We start from the raw sequence: 20,642 nt of genomic DNA, 5'->3' as shown, positions 1-20,642 counted from the left end.
TAGCTTTTTAAGCTTTCTTAAGCTTAATTACTTTTTTAATTGTTTGTCTAGCGTGAGTAGTATCAAGAGGTTTACAACCACCTATTTTTCTGGTGAACGCCACCTTATTACCAGCAGTAATAGCAATACTCTTATGACCAGTATGCGAGTTATTGTTAGTAATAAATACATTATCTCCAGCTAATCCCTGTGAAAATCCGAAATGTGGCTTCAAGGTTTGCGGGATAGAGGTTTCATAATAATCTTCAAAACCATCAAATCCAATTTCTCTATATTGTGCATTGGAAGAAACTGCAACCGGCAAAGTGTAATTGTAACCGTATTGAGCAGATGAATGTCTACCCAGAGCATCTGCATTCTCAAGTTCAACACCGTAAGGGCTGTACATCGTAACCTGACTGGCAAAAGTCCAATTTTCACTATTTTTTATCCAGACCTTATCATTCGAATCCTTCAATTTGTAGAATGGATTGAATTTTATAAAATACCCTGCTTTTCTTCTGTTAGAAGTAACAAAGTTGTTTCTTCCTGTAAGATATGCATATGATTTTACTGCTCTCCAGTCTCCTCTTGTATTGTATAAATAAGGATTTACCGGAAGTCCTAGTCCATTTATAAGTCCTGCTTCATTTGGCAATCCGTTTTCACATTGGGATTTCCAATCATCATCATACTCAATAGCGCTTGCGTTAACTACTTTCGCATCAGCTGTGGATCCAGTTATATAGGTATATGTTTTATCCGTAATATCATCTGGAGTACCTCCCAAACCATCTAAATCAATAGGATTTACCATTGAGGTTACCGCTGCCATAGAAGCCATTTGCTGGTTTCTGTTTCCTGATCGGACTACTACAAAGTTTAAATTACTCGGTAAATTAGATTGTGTAATAATTGCACCGTTTTTATCCATTAACTGAATTCTGGATTTATCGGTATTATAGCCATTAACCCACATTTTAGCACCATTTCCTAAAACCAATTCGTCAGCGATTTTGAAATATTTCGAAATATTTTCTCCGGAAGTCAATGCATAACCTTCAATATTAAAATACCCACTGCTAGCTGCTAATTTTCCTCTCAAATCGATATTTTCAGAAGCCATCCCCATATTAGAGTAATGCCAGTAAGCTGGGTAATTGAAGCTATAATAGTTATCATCAAACTCATTTATTGTTTGAGTTAACAGCACCTGTCCTGTTTTTGCATCCCAAGCAAGATTCTTTGTAGAAACCCTTGAACCTAAATCGTAGGCAACTTTTTCTACCAGAACTCCTGTTTTATGAATCACTTTAGTAGTGGTCGCTGTTCGTAATGTATTACGGTTGTAAGCATAAGTTGGCAACGGCATTGGAACAATTCCAGGGAAAATTCCAACTAAGAAAGTAGCCACATTGGTATCCAATCCTAAAATTTGCGTAACAGAATCACTTTCATTGAAATCATTGACCATATCGTAAGTAACGCCTAATAAATTAGTTCTCGTTTCTCCTTTAGCGTTTATGGTTGTAAATTCATTATTCAATTTTTTGTCAGCTCCAACATTGTATTTGTATTCAACTCTGGATATTGGCTCTTCCTGATCAGCAGCATATACTTGTTCTGATTTTACTTTTCCGTTCATATCGTTTGTCTCGATTGAAAATCCTTGCGAGGCAGTGATACCATTCACAGAGTATACTCTTAGAAATGAAAATGCTGGGATCGGGAAAATATCCGGAATTAAATCCACATCTGTATAATCTACAATTGTCGGGAAATTATAAGAAGTAAAATGCTCGGTAACCACTTTACCTGTTGCATGTCTCTTTATAACTTTTCCATCATCGAGTTCATTTTTCTTAAACAAATTAGAAACCGTTACTCTCGAATAGGTTATGCGAGGTGAAGGGAAAAAGTTCTCTCCAAAAGGTTTTTCAACATAATTTATCTCTCTAGGCGCCCCTATTCTTTCTTCATAATTCCCATCTTTACCATGAAACGGCTCCACAAATGCATTTTCAGGTGAAGCATTAGGCTCAAAAGTAGCTACTCCACTAGAAGTTCCGTTATCTAAATTATAAGAATATTCCTGACCGTATTTTTCTTTATAAAGCACGTTAGATTCAACTGAATTCATGATATCCCAGTTGTCGCTCAATTCGATTTTCTGTACACGCAAACCTCCTCCAAGCTTATGCCCGTTTGGATTTTCTAATCTGATCCATGATTTTTGATTATTGAAATTTCTTGCGCATCCTCTAATTTCCAAGGCCAAGTTAGGTCCTGTAAAAATTTCAGACATTGCACCGATACTTCCAACAAGATCTTTTACAATGCTGACAAAGTTATCATTTGGTAAATCACTACCTCCGTAAACGGCTTTGTTAAGGTAAACTCTACCAAAACCCCATCCTGCTTTTGCAATAGGATTGACCTGACCGCTTCCAGCGAATCCGCCGTCTCTTCCTAAGAATTTTAATGGGATTGCAGCAATACCGCTTCCGTTAACATCCATTTCACTAATTCTCGATGGATCAATCTCAAAATATCCGCTTACAAAATCGTCATAGTCATTATTCATTTTTAAAAGGAACTTAAAATAAATAGCTTTATTAAGGTTCTCTTTTAAATATTTTTCTTTGAATTCTGCGTTCGTCATTGAAGCATTGCCAACTTTTACATACAAGTATTTGTTATGCGTTCCAAAACCACCGCCTGAATACAATTCGTTATTAGTTGTTCTTTGATTTAAATTATTACCAGCACCAATGACTTGAAACATCTGCATGGCTTTTTTATCCTGAACAAATTTATAATCATCACTTTCGGTCTTAATATTTATTGTTCCTCCAGATGGTAAATTAATACTTTTAAGCACCCAGGCACTTGTATTTATGTTTGCTTTATCTACATTCTGTTCAACAAACGGATATTCCGAAGTTGTTAAAAGGGCATCATTTTTTTTGTAATTACCCCAGATATCAAATCCTTTAATATCATAGCTTGGGTTATAAGCAGGATCATTTTCGGCGTAATCAAATTTATAGGGTGTAAATTTTCCCATATTAGAACCTCTGTAAGTAAAGTAAACTTTCTTCAAAGTCAATTTACCCGATCCCGTACCTCCAGCCATTACTTCTCCTGACGAACTTGCCGAATAGGTAGATGAAGCCGGAATGTTTTTACATAACGAATAATCGTACTCAAAATGAGCTGTCTTTATTGGTTTTACAGGAATGGTATTCGTAACATTTGCCGCTGTTTCAAAACTGATTCCTGCTGCTTTCAATTCTGGTTTTGAAAACAGTCGGATTGATTTGATGCGTTTCATAGACTGAGAATTATCTCTACCTCCTGCTTCTCCCGAAACTCCCATCGCATCTGTTCTGTCTTCTAAATCAATAAAAGCAACATGCGTTTTAGTTTCAATCTTTTTTAAATAAGTAAGCTCTTTTTCTCCATAAATGTAATTTCCTTTCTGGTCTCTTTTGCTGGTATTTAAACCTTCATTATAAGAAGCAATACCACTTCCGTAAGGTACTCTCCATCTGTAGTTATTGATTGGAGTTGTGTATTCGAACTTTGTATAACCTCCTAAATCACTATCAGAAGGACCATTGTTATCTATATCTTCATAATCTGTAGAAAGAACACTCGTAATCAAATAAGAGTGTGCATAACTTGGAGTTGTAATTTTATTTACAAACCTATCACTTTTTTTTGCGTCTGAATCGTTCCCATGAACACTTCCGTTATAGCCGACAAGACCTCTTCTTGTACTAAAATCATTTCTAAGGGAAACGTCAAAAGTAGCTTCTACTTTTGTATTGTTATAAACTGTTTTTCCATAGACATAAGTTGTCCCATCTGCCTGAAGTACTTTCATCCCGGCAGTGTGGTGTCCTTGTGCATGTGTGTTTTTAAAGATAAATTTGTTATCTGCTTCGCTATTACTTATTTTTTGTACGGTTTGATTTCTCAACAAACGTCCTTTTCTTATAATTTTTGAATTTATATCCGCTTTTGTGTAAGAAGGCCCAAAGTTATTTTTAACCATATAACTGCTATATGCTTTTCTATCAAGCCATCCGCCTCCAAGCAAAATTCTCTGAGCTTTATTCTGATGTATGTCATTATAAATAGAACCCTCATCATCAACATCCATTTCACCAATCAACTTGTATGTTGTCGGTTCGTAAAGAGGATTGTTAATGTCAGTATTACTTTCTGTAAACCTTGAAATGGCATGGTTATTTTTATACCATTTTCCAGTACTGCTCTTAGAAGGAGATTTGACAATATCAACTCCACCATGAACTAAATTACCTAAACCAAGTTCGACACCGAATTGCTCACTGTCTCCGAAATCGGCCACTTCATCATTATACAAATAACCAACTTGAGATCTGAAAGGCCTGAACATTCCTCCTGCTCCCTGCCCTTCAATATTATAGATATCATATGTATAATTAGTTACCGGTAAAGCATTCGTGTTCTTATTGACAACTTGTTCTTTCTCTCTGTTGAAATCAAGAACTCCTTCATTATTATTTTTAAACTGGGTGTTTTCATAACCGTAACCTCCAACAACTTTATTTTTGTAGGTATCCAATATCTTTTGGTAACTGGCATAACCGGTAATTCTTACCTGTCCTTCAAGACCAAAAACCTCTCCTCCAATTGTGGCATTAAAGGTCTTATTTATATTGTCAAAACCAATTCTTTTTGTCGGGGTGTAACTTTGTGAATTAAAAGAAATACTACCGCTAGCAGCAGCTCCTTTTCCTGCATGAGAACCAGTATGGTCTGTAGTTTCGCTGTATTTATCTCTTCCTTCTTTATAAGGACTGCTGTTTTTTACAACAGGAGAAGAAGACGCTGACATACTCACATTTTCCAATCCTTTTCGGCTGCTTAATCCCGCAGATATCCCTAAAGTCTTGGTTTTTTCATCTGTCTTTTTAGATATACTTACTGACGGATTCAACGAAGCACCTTCACTAACTGAACCTGTTAATTCCACACCTACCTGAACACCGCCTCCCAATTCATAGGAAATCCCGACAGAAGGTTTAAAAGTTATTCCTTGATAATTGTTGTACTGCACACCTAGCCCTAAAGTGAACGGAGTATCATTACCATATAATGCAGGAGATAAATTAAAGTTACTACCCACAGTAACATTATCTCTTAAATTATTTTCATAACGCATTGGATCTCCCTTGAAATCATCCGGTAAACCTCTAATTTGCCTTGAGATTTCTCCCACGTTTAAATTCCAGCCTAAACCTACCCATGAAGCTTCTTGGTCCATTGTTACTCCTGAACTGTAAGCTAAATTTAACGGATAGCCCCCAACATCCATTACAGGAATATTGTAATTAAAATCACCACTTGACAAATCCACCATATCGGATGTCCCAATAGGCGTAAATGCATTAAATTCAGGCTGCGTAGGACCGCTGGTCAACGCATACATTCTTACAGGTTCTGTAACTTGTAAAAACATCATGATGATTAAATAATAAGCAACGATTTTTGTAAACTTACTTTCTCTGATTTGTCTCATAAGGCTATCTGGGTATATGGATCTTTAAACTTAAATTTTATTATCCCTTTTTGAAAAAGGTTGTCTTTATAGACTAATTGTATCTTATCATTCGGGTCTATTCCTGAGAACATCAAAAGCACCTTTTGATAAGGTGCTATCTTGTAACTTCTTTCATATAATGCTCCCGAACAAGGAATAGTATCTTTTTTGGAGGTTACGACATAAAAATCTTTATCTAATTGAAAAGACATATATTTTATACCGTCTTCATAAGACATCCCTGTAAACTTTTCATCCAGCAGGTCTTTTTCCTCATCCTGATGAAATGTAAACTCGATGACTCGTTCTGTCTTATTTGCTTCGTACAGGGAGTCAACCAAAAACAGGTCTTCTTTCCCTTTATCTTTTAATAAGTAATATTGTATTGGAATTTCTGTTCCTGTAAAATTTATATCATCAACAAGCTGGTTGTATACTTTAGATTTCCATCCGATTTTTTCAAGTTGAAAATAACGGTCCCGGATTTCAGAATCGTCAATTGCTTTATCTTCTTTTTTACAAGAAAACAAAGCAATCATAAAAAATAAAAAACAGAGCCTATTTAACGCCTTCATATTTTTTATTTATATATTGTAATAACTCCTCGGTAACGTCCAAATCCTGATCTGCATATAATACAGATTGACCGTCTTGCGATCCTATTATCAGTTTATAGTTCTGCTCTTTTGAAAAATCATTTACATAGCCATGAATTCTCGACCAGATTTTTGAAGTTTGTTCGGCAGCAAAATTTTGATTGAACGACTGCAGTTCTTCCTTTCCTTGTATAAAAGTCTGCATGAGATCTTTCTTCTCTGATTCGGATATTGCACCTGATTGCAGTTTTGTATATAATGAATCCAAAAATAATTTTCTTGCCCCAATTTCTTTCTCGCCAATTTTCTTCATCTCTTTAGTCATATAAAAACCGTCGAACAATTTAATATTGTCAACGTAAACAGTTTTCTCAGAATTGAAAAAGAATTTGAAAATAAGGAAAAATACAAGCAAAATTATGCAAATTGCATTGACTAACGTCAGGAGGTGAAATCGATTTTTTAGCACTATAAAAGCTGTTAAATTTTTGACAAAACTATATTAAAATATCTATCTATGCAATCGCATTTCTCTAATTTTAATAATAATATAACCACAATTTAAGACATCACTATCCTTTCGAAACACAAGCATCTTATAATCAATGTTTTGACAGAAAAATCTTCATAGTAAAATTTAACATTTATCTCTTGTAGTAATAATATTATAATTAATCTTTTTGAATATGAATGATGAAAATGTTACCTTGCGCCCGTTTATAAATAAACTTATCACATTGAAGACAAAAGCATTATCCTCATTTCTATATCTTATAGTCGTACTACTATTAACCTCTTTTTCTGACCCTTACAGCATAAAGCGTATATCTGATGCAAATTTCAGGTATGAATTTTATACCACTGACAAAACCGTGAAACCTCACAGCGACAAGGTTTATTACTGGTTTAAAGGCGGATTGATTCATAATGCCCAAGCTGGAATTGGAGGCGCTTTACTCAATGATGCTTTTGTAAAAATGTACCACAGCAATCAATTGGCGGAACAAGGTGTTTTCAAAAAAGGACTTAAAGTAGGCTTATGGAAAACATGGTACCCTAACGGCGTTGTTGAGACAACCCAAAAGTGGAGTAGCGGGCTACGATCAGGTGAATTTTATCATTATGATGAAAATGGATCGGTATTGGAAAAAGGAAGTTTTAAAAACAACCGAAAAAACGGCACATGGGTAGATTTTACAAAGAAAGATACCGTCGTTTATAAAAAAGGAATTGTGTTTGTAAAAAAACCTAAACTTTCCAAAGAAGAAAAAGCAAAGTTGAAAGAAGAAGAGAAAAAAGCAGACGAGGCTAAAAAAACTTTAAAAGCAGAAGAAAAAGCTAAAAAGGCTACTCCAATAAAATCTGAAAAGGAGTCTGGAAACAAACCTAAAAAGGAAGGTTTCTTCAAGAAATTATTCCATAAGAAAAAGGCTAATCAAAACGTGAATGGTTAAGGCACATAGTTTACTGTATGCCATTTATATCTGCTTAATTGTATCCATAATTTGCGGAGCATTACTGTATTTTGCAAATTTATACACTCAGCTCAACCTACATTACAATCTTCAGGAAGAAATGTTCATTCACAACCAGTCAGTTGTCAATTTTGCACTTGGAAATAAAATTGAACCGGAAGACGTACCCACAGATGAAAATTCCGGGATACAAGGAAGCTACGAAGCAAAGCAATATGGTTTGCTTACTTTATTGCTGTCTGAATCCGTTTTACGAAACGACACGGTTGCTTCTGCGCATTTTGTGGGGAACTTTTCTTCAGACAAAACAGCAATTCATCTGGCTAATTTCAGCAAACCACTTTCCTATTCCGGCATAGTTAAAATAACAGGTAATAATGAACTGCCAACAGCTTTCATCGAGACAGCTTACATTGATAATAAACCTCCTCAGATTATCGCTGAAGGAAAAATCACGGTTTCAGATGTTCGCTTACCTGAAATCAATCCTGATTTTAAAAAGATTTTTGAAGGCATAACTACAGAAAAAACGACATTAGCTGACGTTGAAAAACCAAAAGATTCCTTGTTCTACAATTCCTTCCACAATACAACTAAAGAAGTTTATGTTAATACAGTTCTGAGTAATAGTATTTTTAAAGGTAATTTCGTTTTACGCAATAAAGATTCCATCCGAGTTAAAAAAAACACTGTTCTGGAAGATGTAATTCTTATAGCGCCAAAAATTACTTTCGAAGAAGGATTCAAAGGAACCGTTCAGGCTTTTGCCACCAAAGGAATTGAACTGGAAAAAAAAGTAACCCTTAATTACCCTTCTGTTACCTGCATCTATAACGATAGCAGCACCGAAAGCACAATCAGAATAAAAGAGGAATGTAAAATCACAGGAGCCGTGGTATTGTTTGGTAATGCTTTTGAAAACATCAGCAAAAACAGCATACAAATTGATAAAGGCGGACTCATTTACGCTGACATATACTGCACCGGAAAACTGGATTTAAAAAGCAAAGTATATGGCTCCGTTTACACCAATCGTTTTTTTCTCAAAACAAAATCTTCAACCTACGACAATACTATTGCCGATGTAGAAATCAATTCCGGCAAAAGACCTGAATACTTTATTGCGATTCCTTTATTTGTCACTAAAAAAACCAAATATGGCATTCTTAAAAAAGTATTGTAGTCTAAAAGCAAATTCTATTTTAGAATCGATTATTGCATTAACCATCATATCGATTTGCCTGTATTTTGCCATCCTAATTTTCGCAGCTGTCTTTACACCAAGAACTTCGGCAAAATTTTACAACACACAAAACAAAGTCAATGAATTATTCTTTTTAGCCGAACTGAAAAGTGATTCACTGTCATTTGAAAACGAAGATGAGAACCTTCTGATTCAGGAAGAACAAATTAATGAAAGCATTAAAAAAGTAAGTATTCAATACAAAGACAGCACCAAATTTCAGTTCAATAAAAGCTTTTATATTCAAACCAATGAATAACAAACACACATTGCCTGCCTTTTCTATCATAGAAGCTATTGTCGGAATGGCTGTGTCTGCTATTATCATGGGAATCGTGTTTGTGATTTTCTCAATTGTAACCGAAAGAATGCTCGATTATAAAAACCAAAATCAATTGGTTAACGACCTGAACCGACTGACATACAGCATAAACAAAGATATTTTTGATAACGAAAAAATGACTGCCGGCAATAACGAAGTCTCCTTTAACGGTTATTCGGGAGAAAGTGTGAAGTACGATTTCCTCGAGGAATACACATTGCGAAGCCGGGAAACGTTTATTGACACTTTCAGAATAAAATTAAAACAAATGAGTTTTGATTCTGTAAAAAGCAGTGCCAAAAAAAAGGTGTTTTTAAAATTGAAACTGAAGGTGGAAGTTAACCAAAATGAAATGGATCTGAATTTCTACAAACGGATATACGCTAATGAATTGCTGCAAACAATAAAAGAATAATGAGCTTAGATTTAAACACTTATAAAACCGAAAAAAAGGTAACGAAAGACTTTAAAATAGAAACGGGACAACTCCGATTTTCTTCCAAAAAGCTTTCTGACAAAAAGAAAGAAGTATTCTACCGCGAATTGGGAATGCTTTTGAAATCCGGTGTCGATTTTAAAAAAGCATTGGAAATCCTAAGCAAGCAGTCAAGCCATAACTTCGAAAAACAGATTATCATTGAGATTAAAGACAAAGTAGTCGAAGGCCGCAGCATCTATGAATCAATGAGAGAAACCGGGCAATTTTCAGCTTACGAATATTACAGCATTCAAATTGGGGAAGAAACCCGAAAACTGGAAGAAGTTTTAGGAGAATTGCAAAAGTATTTCAATCGTAAAATCCAAATGAAACGCCAAATCGTATCGGTGCTAACGTACCCAACAATTGTAATGCTGGTGACCGTTTTAGTGCTTTACTTCATGCTAAATAAAGTGGTACCCATGTTTAGTTCTGTTTTTAAGCAATTTGGCAGCGAATTACCTAAAAGCACACAAGTTATCATCAAAATTTCAAATCATTCAGGAATTATATTCGGACTGTTTTTCGGACTGGTAATTGGACTTTTCATCTTGCACGCGGCATTCAAAGAGAAGCAGTCCTACCGGGCATTCACAACAAAATTGCTATTGAAAATCCCTTACTTTGGCAATTTAATCCAAAAAATATACATTTCCCGTTTCTGTCAATCCATGAAACTGCTGATTACTTCAAAAACAACTTTAATCAACTCCTTGTCGCTTACCGCCAAAATGATTGGCTTTTATCCTATCGAAATTGCTATTGAAGAGATCAAAGACGATATCACCAGAGGATTGTCGTTGCACGAAAGCTTACGAAAACATAGTGTTTTTGAAAACAAAATGGTTTCAATGGTTGAAGTAGCCGAACAAGTCAATCAGCTGGATACGATGTTCGATAGGCTGACTGAACAATATAACGAAGAAATAAGCCATCAAACCAAGATGATTGGCGTTATCCTCGAACCGATGATAATCATCGTCATTGGAGTCATCGTAGGCGTTATTATGGTCTCAATGTATGCACCAATGTTTGACTTAAGCAAGATTATAAAGAGTTAGTAGCTACATAATCTTATACAATATGTATTGAACTCATTGCAATAGCGAACCAGCTCTGCTTCTTATTTTTTCATCTTTGCTAATCCAAATAAAAAATCCCCTTTGCTACTACAAAGGGGATTTTTTTAGGCTTGGCCTGTAGGTCCGAAATTTAATGGAATTGGAGGCTGCTCGGTTTCTTTTATTTCTCCGTTTACACTTTCAAAACGGTGGATATTATCGGCTATTGCTTTTACTAAACGCTTCGCATGTTGAGGCGTAAGAACAATTCTTGATTTTACTTTTGCTTTAGGCACACCTGGCATAATACTCACAAAATCAAGTACAAACTCTGTATTGGAATGATTAATGATGGCCAGATTAGAATAAATCCCTTCTGCCGTTTGCTCATCAAGTTCTATATTAATTTGACCTTGCTGGTTATTTTTATCGCTCATAAATTCTACTTTTAAAATTAAAATCCTAACAGCAAATATAATTTGTACTGTTAGGATTTATAAATATAATCAGAATAATTAATTATTTAATAATTAAACTCTTCTTTAGTAATCATTAATTCATCATACTCTTCTTTAGAACCTACAATTGTATTGTCATATTCTCTCATACCTGTACCGGCAGGGATTCTGTGACCAACAATTACATTTTCTTTAAGACCTTCTAAGTAATCTACTTTACCTGCAACAGCAGCTTCGTTTAATACTTTTGTAGTCTCTTGGAAAGATGCCGCAGAGATGAATGATTTAGTTTGTAACGAAGCTCTGGTAATACCTTGTAATACTGGAGTTGCCGTTGCTGTGATAACATCACGTGCTATAACTAAATTCTTATCTGTACGTTTCAATAAAGAGTTTTCATCACGTAATTCACGTGGTGAAATGATTTGACCAGCTTTCAGATTTTCTGAATCTCCTGAATCTTCAACCACTTTCATTCCGTATAATTTATCATTTTCAACGATAAAGTCTTTAGTATGAATCAACTGATCTTCAAGGAACAATGTGTCTCCCGGATCCTGAACCTGAACTTTACGCATCATCTGACGGATAACCACCTCAAAGTGCTTGTCATTAATTTTTACCCCTTGTAAACGGTATACTTCTTGAATTTCATTAACCAAATACTGTTGAACAGCAGCCGGACCTTGAATTCTTAAAATATCATCCGGAGTGATTGCTCCATCAGACAATGGTACTCCCGCTCTCACGAAGTCATTTTCCTGAACTAAGATTTGGTTAGAAAGTTTAACTAAATATTTCTTAATCTCACCAAATTTAGATTCAATTACAATCTCACGGTTACCTCTTTTAATTTTTCCAAAAGAAACAACACCATCAATTTCAGAAACTACCGCTGGGTTTGAAGGATTACGAGCTTCTAACAACTCTGTAATTCTTGGTAAACCTCCTGTGATATCCCCTGTTTTTGAAGAACGACGTGGGATTTTAACTAAAATTTTACCTGCTTTAATTTTCTCACCATCATCAACCATCAAGTGAGCTCCTACTGGTAAGTTATACGAACGAATTAATTCGCCGTCTTTTCCGTAGATTAATAAAGTAGGGATTAATTTTTTATTTCTACCTTCAGAAATTACTTTCTCCTGGAATCCAGTCTGCTCATCGATTTCAACCATGAACGATTGTCCTTGCTCTAAATCTTCATAAGCTACTTTTCCTGTAAATTCAGAAATAATAACTCCATTATATGGATCCCATTTACAGATCACATCTCCTTTACCAACAGTCTGACCGTCAGCAACAAAAATACTTGAACCGTAAGGAATATTGTGTGTACTTAAAAGGATATCCGTTTTAGAATCAACCAATTTCAACTCTGTAGAACGTGAAATCACGATATCTACGATGTTTCCTTCAGAATCTTCTCCTTTAACCGTTTTTAAATCTTCAATTTCTAAACGTCCAGGGAATTTAGCTACAATGCTTGATTCCTCAGAAATACCTCCTGCAACCCCTCCAACGTGGAACGTACGAAGTGTTAACTGTGTACCTGGCTCACCAATTGACTGAGCTGCAATAACTCCAACTGCTTCGCCTTTTTGAGTCATCTTACCTGTTGCCAAGTTACGTCCGTAACATTTAGCACAAATACCTTTAGCTGCCTCACAAGTAAGTGGAGAACGAACCTCTACTCTTTCAATTGGAGAAACTTCAATACTTCTGACAATTGCTTCTGTAATCTGATCTCCGGCATGAACCAGAATTTCATTATTTAATGGATTCACAACATCTTGTAAAGCCACACGTCCTAAAATTCTTTCTCCAAGACCTTCTACGATCTCCTCGTTTTTCTTTAAAGCTGAAACTTCAACACCACGAAGGGTTCCGCAATCAACCATATTAACGATTACGTCTTGAGAAACGTCATGTAATCTTCTTGTTAAGTAACCAGCATCCGCCGTTTTAAGAGCGGTATCCGCAAGACCTTTACGCGCACCGTGAGTAGAAATAAAGTACTCAAGAATCGAAAGACCTTCCTTAAAGTTGGAAAGAATCGGGTTTTCAATAATTTCACCACCACCAGCAGTAGATTTTTTAGGCTTAGCCATCAAACCACGCATACCGGTTAACTGACGAATCTGTTCTTTAGAACCCCTCGCTCCAGAATCAAGCATCATATACACAGAGTTGAATCCTTGCTGATCCTCTCTAATGTTTTTCATTGCTAATTCAGTAAGAAGCGCATTCGCAGAGGTCCAGATATCAATAACTTGGTTATAACGCTCGTTATTGGTAATAAGACCCATGTTATAGTTCATCGAAATTCCTTCAACCTGCTCTCTTGCATCTGCAATCAAACTTTGTTTTTGTTCTGGAATTTTAATATCCCCTAATGAGAATGACAATCCACCTTTGAAAGCGAATTTATAACCCATATCTTTCATGTTATCCAAGAAACCTGCCGTTGTAGGAACATTTGTTACTGCAAGGATTTTTCCAATGATATCACGTAAAGATTTTTTAGTTAATACCTCATTAATATAACCAGCTGCTTCAGGTACTACTTCGTTAAATAATACTCTACCAGCTGTAGTTTGAATAATTTTATAAACTAATTCTCCGCTTTCATTAAAATCTTTAGCTCTGATTTTAACACGAGCATTCAACTCCAATCTACCTTCATTCAAAGCAATATTTACTTCTTCAGCAGAGTAGAAAGTTAAATCCTGTCCTAAAATTTTATGCTCTTCTGTAGACAAACGTTCTTTGGTCATATAGTAAAGACCAAGTACCATGTCCTGAGAAGGTACCGTAATAGGAGCACCATTTGCAGGATTCAGAATATTATGTGAAGCCAACATTAACAATTGTGCTTCCAAAATAGCTTCTGGTCCTAATGGTAAGTGAACAGCCATCTGGTCACCATCAAAATCCGCATTAAATGCCGTACATACCAATGGGTGCAACTGGATTGCTTTTCCTTCAATTAATTTTGGCTGGAAAGCTTGTATCCCCAGTCTGTGCAATGTAGGAGCACGGTTAAGCAATACTGGGTGTCCTTTAATTACATTTTCAAGGATATCCCAAACTACCGGCTCTTTTTTATCTATTATTTTTTTAGCAGACTTAACTGTTTTTACAATTCCTCTTTCTATCAATTTACGGATAACAAAAGGCTTGTACAATTCGGCAGCCATATCTTTTGGGATACCGCATTCGAATAATTTCAATTCAGGTCCAACAACAATTACCGAACGAGCAGAATAATCCACACGTTTTCCAAGTAAGTTTTGACGGAAACGCCCTTGTTTACCTTTTAATGAGTCAGAAAGAGATTTCAAAGGTCTGTTCGATTCTGTTTTAACAGCAGAAGCTTTTCTGGTGTTATCAAACAATGAATCTACAGATTCCTGCAACATACGTTTTTCGTTACGTAAGATAACTTCAGGAGCTTTGATCTCCATTAATCGTTTCAAACGGTTGTTACGGATGATAACTCTTCTGTACAAATCATTCAAATCCGAAGTAGCAAAACGACCTCCATCAAGCGGCACTAAAGGACGCAATTCTGGTGGGATAACCGGTACTACTTTAAGAATCATCCATTCAGGACGGTTCTCACGGTTTAAGTTTGATTCGCGGAAAGATTCCACAACCTGAAGACGTTTTAACGCTTCGGTTTTACGTTGCTTAGATGTTTCGTTATTTGCAGCGTGACGTAATTCGTATGACAATGCATCCAAATCAACACGAGCCAATAAATCCATGATACACTCCGCACCCATCTTAGCGATGAATTTATTCGGATCGTTATCATCTAAATATTGGTTTTCCATCGGAAGTGTATCTAAAATATTCAAATACTCTTCTTCCGTTAAGAAATCTAATCTTTTTAATGATTCTCCTTCGGCATTTTGTGCAATACCGGCCTGGATTACTACGTAACGCTCGTAGTAAATAATCATGTCTAATTTTTTTGATGGTAATCCTAAGATATAACCAATTTTATTTGGTAACGAACGGAAGTACCAGATATGAGCTATAGGCACAACAAGATTGATGTGTCCTACTCTATCACGACGTACTTTTTTCTCAGTTACTTCTACACCGCAACGATCACAAACAATTCCTTTATAACGGATTCTTTTGTATTTACCACAAGCACATTCAAAATCCTTTACCGGACCGAAAATTCTTTCGCAGAAAAGACCATCACGTTCTGGTTTGTGTGTTCTGTAATTGATAGTTTCAGGCTTTAAAACCTCTCCTCTTGACTCAGCCAAGATAGATTCTGGAGATGCTAAACCAATTGAAATTTTATCAAATCGTTTTACGGTATTTTTATCTTTATTTCTATTCATCATAGTTCCTACTATTGATATTAAAAAACACTAAAAATTGGGAACAACAGGAGTTGTTCCCATGAAAATTACTCTTCTAATCTTATGTCTAGACCAAGACCTTTCAATTCATGCATTAATACATTGAATGATTCAGGTAATCCTGGTTCTGGCATAGTTTCACCCTTAACGATTGCCTCGTAAGTTTTAGCTCTACCAATTACATCATCTGATTTGACTGTCAAGATTTCACGAAGTGTACTTGATGCTCCATAAGCCTCAAGTGCCCAAACCTCCATCTCTCCAAAACGCTGACCTCCAAATTGTGCTTTACCACCTAATGGCTGCTGAGTAATCAACGAGTATGGTCCGATAGAACGTGCGTGCATCTTATCATCAACCATGTGTCCTAATTTAAGCATGTAAATTACACCCACAGTTGCCGGTTGATGGAAACGCTCTCCAGTTCCACCATCATAAAGATACGTATGCCCGAAACGTGGAATTCCAGCTTCGTCAGTCAATTCATTGATTTGATCCAGAGTAGCACCGTCAAAAATTGGAGTAGCAAATTTTCTACCTAAATTTTGTCCAGCCCAACCCAAAACTGTTTCATAAATCTGACCGATGTTCATACGAGAAGGTACCCCAAGTGGATTCAATACGATATCTACTGGTGTTCCATCCTCAAGGAACGGCATATCTTCGTGACGAACGATACGAGCAACGATACCTTTGTTACCGTGACGTCCCGCCATCTTATCACCTACTTTTAGTTTACGTTTTTTAGCAATGTAAACTTTTGCTAATTTCAAAATTCCTGATGGCAATTCATCTCCAACAGTAATTGTGAATTTTTCTCTACGTAAAGCTCCCTGAAGATCGTTTAACTTAATTTTATAATTATGGATTAAGTCGTTCACCATTGCATTGGTCTCGTCATCAGCAACCCATTGTCCTTTTGTTAAGTGTGCAAAATCTTCAACAGCATGAAGCATTTTCTGAGTGTATTTTTTACCTTTTGGCAAAACTTCTTCACCCAAATCGTTCATAACACCTTGCGATGTTTTTCCGTTTACAATTGCAAATAATTTATCTACTAATCTGTCTTTTAATTCAACAAATTTCGTTTCAAATTCCATCTCAAGTTCAGCCAAATCGTCTTTGTCTTTTGAACGCTTACGCTTATCTTTTACTGCTCTTGCGAATAATTTTTTATCCAAAACAACACCGTGCAATGATGGAGAAGCTTTTAATGAAGCATCTTTTACATCACCCGCTTTATCCCCGAAGATTGCTCTTAACAATTTTTCTTCAGGAGTTGGATCAGATTCTCCTTTTGGAGTAATTTTTCCGATAAGAATGTCGCCAGGTTTAACCTCTGCTCCAATTCTGATCATACCGTTTTCATCTAAATCTTTAGTAGCTTCTTCAGAAACGTTAGGAATATCATTAGTCAACTCTTCATTACCTAATTTTGTATCTCTAACTTCTAATGAATAATCATCTACGTGGATAGAAGTAAAAATATCATCACGAACCACTTTTTCAGAGATCACAATTGCATCCTCGAAGTTATACCCTTTCCAAGGCATGAAGGCAACTTTAAGGTTTCTACCTAAAGCCAACTCTCCGTTTTGCGTTGCATATCCTTCACAAAGTACTTGTCCTTTTATTACTTTATCACCTTTTCTTACGATAGGCTTTAAGTTGATAGAAGTACTTTGATTCGTTTTTCTAAATTTAATAAGGTTATATGATTTTTCATCTGCATCAAAGCTAACAGCTCTTTCAACATCAGTTCTTTCATATTTAATGGTAATCATGTTAGCATCAACGTATTCTACAGTTCCGTTTCCTTCAGCATTAATCAATACTCTGGAATCTGAAGCTACCTGACGCTCTAAACCTGTACCTACGATAGGTGCTTCCGGACGTAATAATGGAACAGCCTGACGCATCATGTTTGATCCCATCAGCGCACGGTTCGCATCATCATGCTCCAAGAACGGAATTAATGAAGCTGAAATAGAAGCAATCTGGTTAGGTGCCACATCAGTGTAATGTACACTTGTAGGATCTACAACCGGGAAATCACCTTCTTCACGGGCAATTACCTTATCGGCAGTAATTTTTCCTGAACTATCCATTTCAATGTTTGCCTGAGCAATCATTTTTCCTTCTTCTTCTTCAGCACTTAAATAAATCGGCTCAGAAATCAAATCAACTTTACCACCAGTTACTTTACGGTAAGGTGTTTCAATGAATCCCATTCCATTCACTTTAGCATAAACACCAAGTGAAGAAATAAGTCCAATATTTGGTCCCTCAGGAGTTTCAATTGGACAAAGACGACCGTAGTGCGTATAGTGAACGTCACGCACCTCAAATCCGGCTCTTTCACGAGAAAGACCACCTGGTCCAAGGGCAGATAATCTACGCTTGTGGGTAATCTCAGCTAATGGATTCGTTTGATCCATAAATTGAGATAACTGATTTGTTCCGAAGAAAGAGTTGATTACAGATGATAATGTTTTAGCATTAATCAAATCGATAGGTGTAAATACCTCGTTATCTCTAACGTTCATTCTCTCTCTAATAGTTCTGGCCATACGAGCCAAACCAACGCCGAATTGCTGTGACAATTGCTCACCAACAGTTCTAACACGACGGTTTGATAAGTGATCGATATCATCAATCTCTGCTTTAGAGTTGATCAATTCAATCAAATATTTCACAATAGTTATGATATCTTCTTTGGTAAGCACTTGCTTTTCCATTGGGATATCTAAACCAAGTTTTTTGTTCATTCTGTAACGACCAACTTCACCTAAGTTATAACGTTGGTCAGAGAAGAATAATTTATCAATAATTCCACGAGCAGTTTCCTCATCAGGCGGTTCTGCATTACGCAACTGACGGTAAATGTGCTCAACGGCTTCTTTTTCAGAGTTTGTTGGATCTTTTTGTAATGTATTATGGATAATTGAATAATCCGCTAAGTTGTTATCTTCTTTGTGAAGTAAGATAGACTTCACGTTAGATTCAACAATCTCTTCCACATTATCTTTATCTAAAATCGTATCACGATCTAAAATGATTTCGTTACGTTCGATCGAAACTACTTCACCAGTATCTTCATCAACGAAATCTTCGTGCCATGTATTTAATACACGCGCAGCTAATTTCCTCCCTACATATTTCTTCAATCCTGATTTAGAAACTTTAATTTCTTCAGCAAGGTCAAAAATCTCAAGAATGTCTTTATCTCTTTCAAAACCGATTGCACGGAAAAGAGTTGTTACAGGTAATTTTTTCTTTCTATCGATATAGGCGTACATTACGCTGTTAATATCGGTAGCAAATTCTATCCACGATCCTTTAAAAGGAATAACTCGGGCAGAATATAATTTAGTCCCATTTGCATGGAATGATTGTCCAAAGAAAACACCAGGTGATCTGTGCAATTGTGAAACAACTACACGCTCAGCACCATTGATAACAAAAGTACCGCTAGGCGTCATATAAGGAATAGTTCCAAGATAAACATCTTGTACTATAGTTTCAAAATCTTCGTGTTCTGGGTCTGTACAATATAGTTTAAGTCTGGCTTTTAACGGCACACTATAGGTAAGACCTCTCTCAATACATTCTTGAATTGTATAACGTGGTGGATCTACAAAGTAATCAAGGAATTCCAGTACGAATTGATTTCGTGTATCTGTGATTGGAAAGTTTTCCATGAAGGTATTGTAAAGCCCTTCGTTGCCTCTTTCGTCAGATTTCGTTTCTAATTGAAAGAAATCTTGAAAAGATTTTACCTGAACATCCAGAAAATCAGGATAATTCGGGATATTTTTTGTTGAGGCAAAATTCAATCTTTCAGTCTGATTTGTTATCATCAATGGACAAAATTTTGATTAAAAAAAAGTAATTTTTGTGTTAAACACATTTTATAAAACAATTAATACTTTCTTTTTACAATCAATACATCTTTAAAAATAAATTTCTTTAAAAATTGTATTCTCTTTCTTCGTATTGATTAAAAAAACATTTTTCGTATTCATATAATTAAAAAAAATATGAAAATTTTATTATACGAAAAATGGTTTAGGCCCTTGAGTATTACACCCAAGGCCTAAACCTGTATTCTAAACTATGTTAGCTTATTTAAGCTCTACAGCAGCTCCAGCCTCTTCTAAAGATTTTTTAAGACCTTCAGCCTCATCTTTAGAAACACCTTCTTTTACATTAGCAGGTGCTGAATCAACTAAATCTTTTGCTTCTTTAAGACCTAAACCTGTTAATTCTTTAACAGCTTTAACTACTGCTAATTTAGAAGCACCAGCATCTTTCAATACTACAGTGAATTCTGTTTGCTCCTCAGCAGCACCAGCATCTCCACCACCAGCAGCAACTACTACAGCTGCAGCAGCTGGCTCGATACCATACTCGTCTTTTAATATTGTAGCTAAATCGTTAACTTCTTTAACTGTTAAGTTAACTAATTGTTCTGCGAATTGTTTCAAATCTGCCATTTTTTCTATCTTTTAAAATGATTTGTAATTTATTATAATTTATTGTGCGCTTAGTTATTCTGCTGCTTCGCCTTTAGATTCTGCGTTGTTTAACAATGCAGAAAGTACTCTCTTAGCAGGAGATTGAAGTAATCCGATGATTTCTCCGATAACCTCGTCTCTTGATTTAAGGTTCACTAACGAATCAAGCAAGTTATCTCCAATGTAGATTTCTTGGTTGATGAAAGCTCCTTTTAAAACTGGTTTGTCAGATTTTTTACGGAATTCTTTGATAATTTTTGCAGGAGCGTTAGCAACATCTGCAATAAAAATAGAAGTATTACCTTTTAATGTTGATGGCAAATCGCCATAGTCATTATCAGATGCTTCCATTGCTTTTGCAAGCAAGGTGTTTTTTACAACTTCTAATTTGATACCTGCTTTAAAGCAAGCTCTTCTTAAGTTTGAAGTAGTTTCTGCATTTAGTCCAGAAATATCTGCTACATAAATAATATTTGTACCAGCTAACTGTGCAGTTAAATCTCCAATAGCGATTGATTTTTCTTCTCTTGTCATA

General features: G+C 35.7%; 13 protein-coding genes. 5 read left to right on the top strand and 8 right to left on the bottom strand.

Annotated features, from left to right (window positions below):
• Window positions 1-7: 7 nt before the first annotated feature.
• The 3 genes from ACRDEC_RS07900 to ACRDEC_RS07890 are packed head-to-tail and all read right to left on the bottom strand — an operon-like array spanning window position 8 to window position 6,493.
• Window positions 8-5,551 (bottom strand): hypothetical protein, encoded by a 5,544-nt coding sequence (locus ACRDEC_RS07900; RefSeq protein WP_431497791.1) that lies wholly within the window; start codon window positions 5,549-5,551, stop codon window positions 8-10.
• Window positions 5,548-6,147 carry a hypothetical protein gene (locus ACRDEC_RS07895; protein WP_431497790.1) on the bottom strand — a complete coding sequence of 200 codons (600 nt, stop codon included), beginning with the start codon at window positions 6,145-6,147 and terminating at the stop codon, window positions 5,548-5,550. The genes ACRDEC_RS07900 and ACRDEC_RS07895 overlap by 4 nt, the downstream gene beginning before the upstream one ends.
• Window positions 6,131-6,493: an OmpH family outer membrane protein gene (locus tag ACRDEC_RS07890; protein WP_431497789.1), complete on the bottom strand. Its 363-nt coding sequence runs from the start codon at window positions 6,491-6,493 to the stop codon at window positions 6,131-6,133. The genes ACRDEC_RS07895 and ACRDEC_RS07890 overlap by 17 nt, the downstream gene beginning before the upstream one ends.
• Window positions 6,494-6,854: 361 nt before the next feature.
• Between ACRDEC_RS07890 and ACRDEC_RS07885 the strand changes: the two genes are divergently transcribed.
• Genes ACRDEC_RS07885 through ACRDEC_RS07865 form a run of 5 tightly spaced genes read left to right on the top strand, consistent with a single transcriptional unit; the run spans window position 6,855 to window position 10,747 of the window.
• Window positions 6,855-7,622 (top strand): toxin-antitoxin system YwqK family antitoxin, encoded by a 768-nt coding sequence (locus tag ACRDEC_RS07885; RefSeq protein ID WP_431497788.1) that lies wholly within the window; start codon window positions 6,855-6,857, stop codon window positions 7,620-7,622.
• Window positions 7,615-8,826: a hypothetical protein gene (locus ACRDEC_RS07880; protein WP_431497787.1), complete on the top strand. Its 1,212-nt coding sequence runs from the start codon at window positions 7,615-7,617 to the stop codon at window positions 8,824-8,826. Before ACRDEC_RS07885 ends, ACRDEC_RS07880 begins: the two co-directional genes overlap by 8 nt.
• Window positions 8,801-9,145, top strand: coding sequence for a hypothetical protein (locus ACRDEC_RS07875; RefSeq protein WP_431497786.1), 345 nt, complete (start codon window positions 8,801-8,803; stop codon window positions 9,143-9,145). The genes ACRDEC_RS07880 and ACRDEC_RS07875 overlap by 26 nt, the downstream gene beginning before the upstream one ends.
• Complete coding sequence (locus ACRDEC_RS07870) at window positions 9,138-9,623, top strand: PulJ/GspJ family protein (RefSeq protein WP_431497785.1); 486 nt, start codon at window positions 9,138-9,140, stop codon at window positions 9,621-9,623. Before ACRDEC_RS07875 ends, ACRDEC_RS07870 begins: the two co-directional genes overlap by 8 nt.
• Window positions 9,623-10,747: a type II secretion system F family protein gene (locus ACRDEC_RS07865; protein WP_431497784.1), complete on the top strand. Its 1,125-nt coding sequence runs from the start codon at window positions 9,623-9,625 to the stop codon at window positions 10,745-10,747. The genes ACRDEC_RS07870 and ACRDEC_RS07865 overlap by 1 nt, the downstream gene beginning before the upstream one ends.
• Window positions 10,748-10,872: 125 nt before the next feature.
• Here the strand turns inward: ACRDEC_RS07865 and ACRDEC_RS07860 are convergent, their stop codons facing one another.
• The 5 genes from ACRDEC_RS07860 to rplJ all read right to left on the bottom strand — a co-directional run bounded on the left by ACRDEC_RS07860 (window position 10,873) and on the right by rplJ (window position 20,641).
• Window positions 10,873-11,184 carry a DUF3467 domain-containing protein gene (locus tag ACRDEC_RS07860; RefSeq protein ID WP_431497783.1) on the bottom strand — a complete coding sequence of 104 codons (312 nt, stop codon included), beginning with the start codon at window positions 11,182-11,184 and terminating at the stop codon, window positions 10,873-10,875.
• A gap of 86 nt (window positions 11,185-11,270) precedes the next feature.
• A complete protein-coding gene (rpoC, locus tag ACRDEC_RS07855) occupies window positions 11,271-15,572 on the bottom strand; it encodes a DNA-directed RNA polymerase subunit beta' (protein WP_431497782.1) in 4,302 nt (1,433 codons plus the stop codon).
• A gap of 65 nt (window positions 15,573-15,637) precedes the next feature.
• Window positions 15,638-19,450: a DNA-directed RNA polymerase subunit beta gene (rpoB, locus tag ACRDEC_RS07850; RefSeq protein ID WP_431497781.1), complete on the bottom strand. Its 3,813-nt coding sequence runs from the start codon at window positions 19,448-19,450 to the stop codon at window positions 15,638-15,640.
• Window positions 19,451-19,714: 264 nt separating this feature from the next.
• Window positions 19,715-20,086, bottom strand: coding sequence for a 50S ribosomal protein L7/L12 (rplL, locus tag ACRDEC_RS07845; protein ID WP_431497780.1), 372 nt, complete (start codon window positions 20,084-20,086; stop codon window positions 19,715-19,717).
• A gap of 54 nt (window positions 20,087-20,140) precedes the next feature.
• The gene (rplJ, locus tag ACRDEC_RS07840) at window positions 20,141-20,641 is read right to left on the bottom strand and encodes a 50S ribosomal protein L10 (RefSeq protein WP_431497779.1); all 501 of its coding nucleotides are present in this window, start codon (window positions 20,639-20,641) and stop codon (window positions 20,141-20,143) included.
• Window position 20,642 lies beyond the last annotated feature (1 nt).

It is taken from the genome of Flavobacterium sp. (assembly GCF_050696275.1).
In the GTDB taxonomy this organism is placed as follows: domain Bacteria; phylum Bacteroidota; class Bacteroidia; order Flavobacteriales; family Flavobacteriaceae; genus Flavobacterium.
The sequence above is the reverse complement of the archived record's forward strand: the minus strand, read 5'-3'. Positions and strand labels throughout refer to the sequence as shown.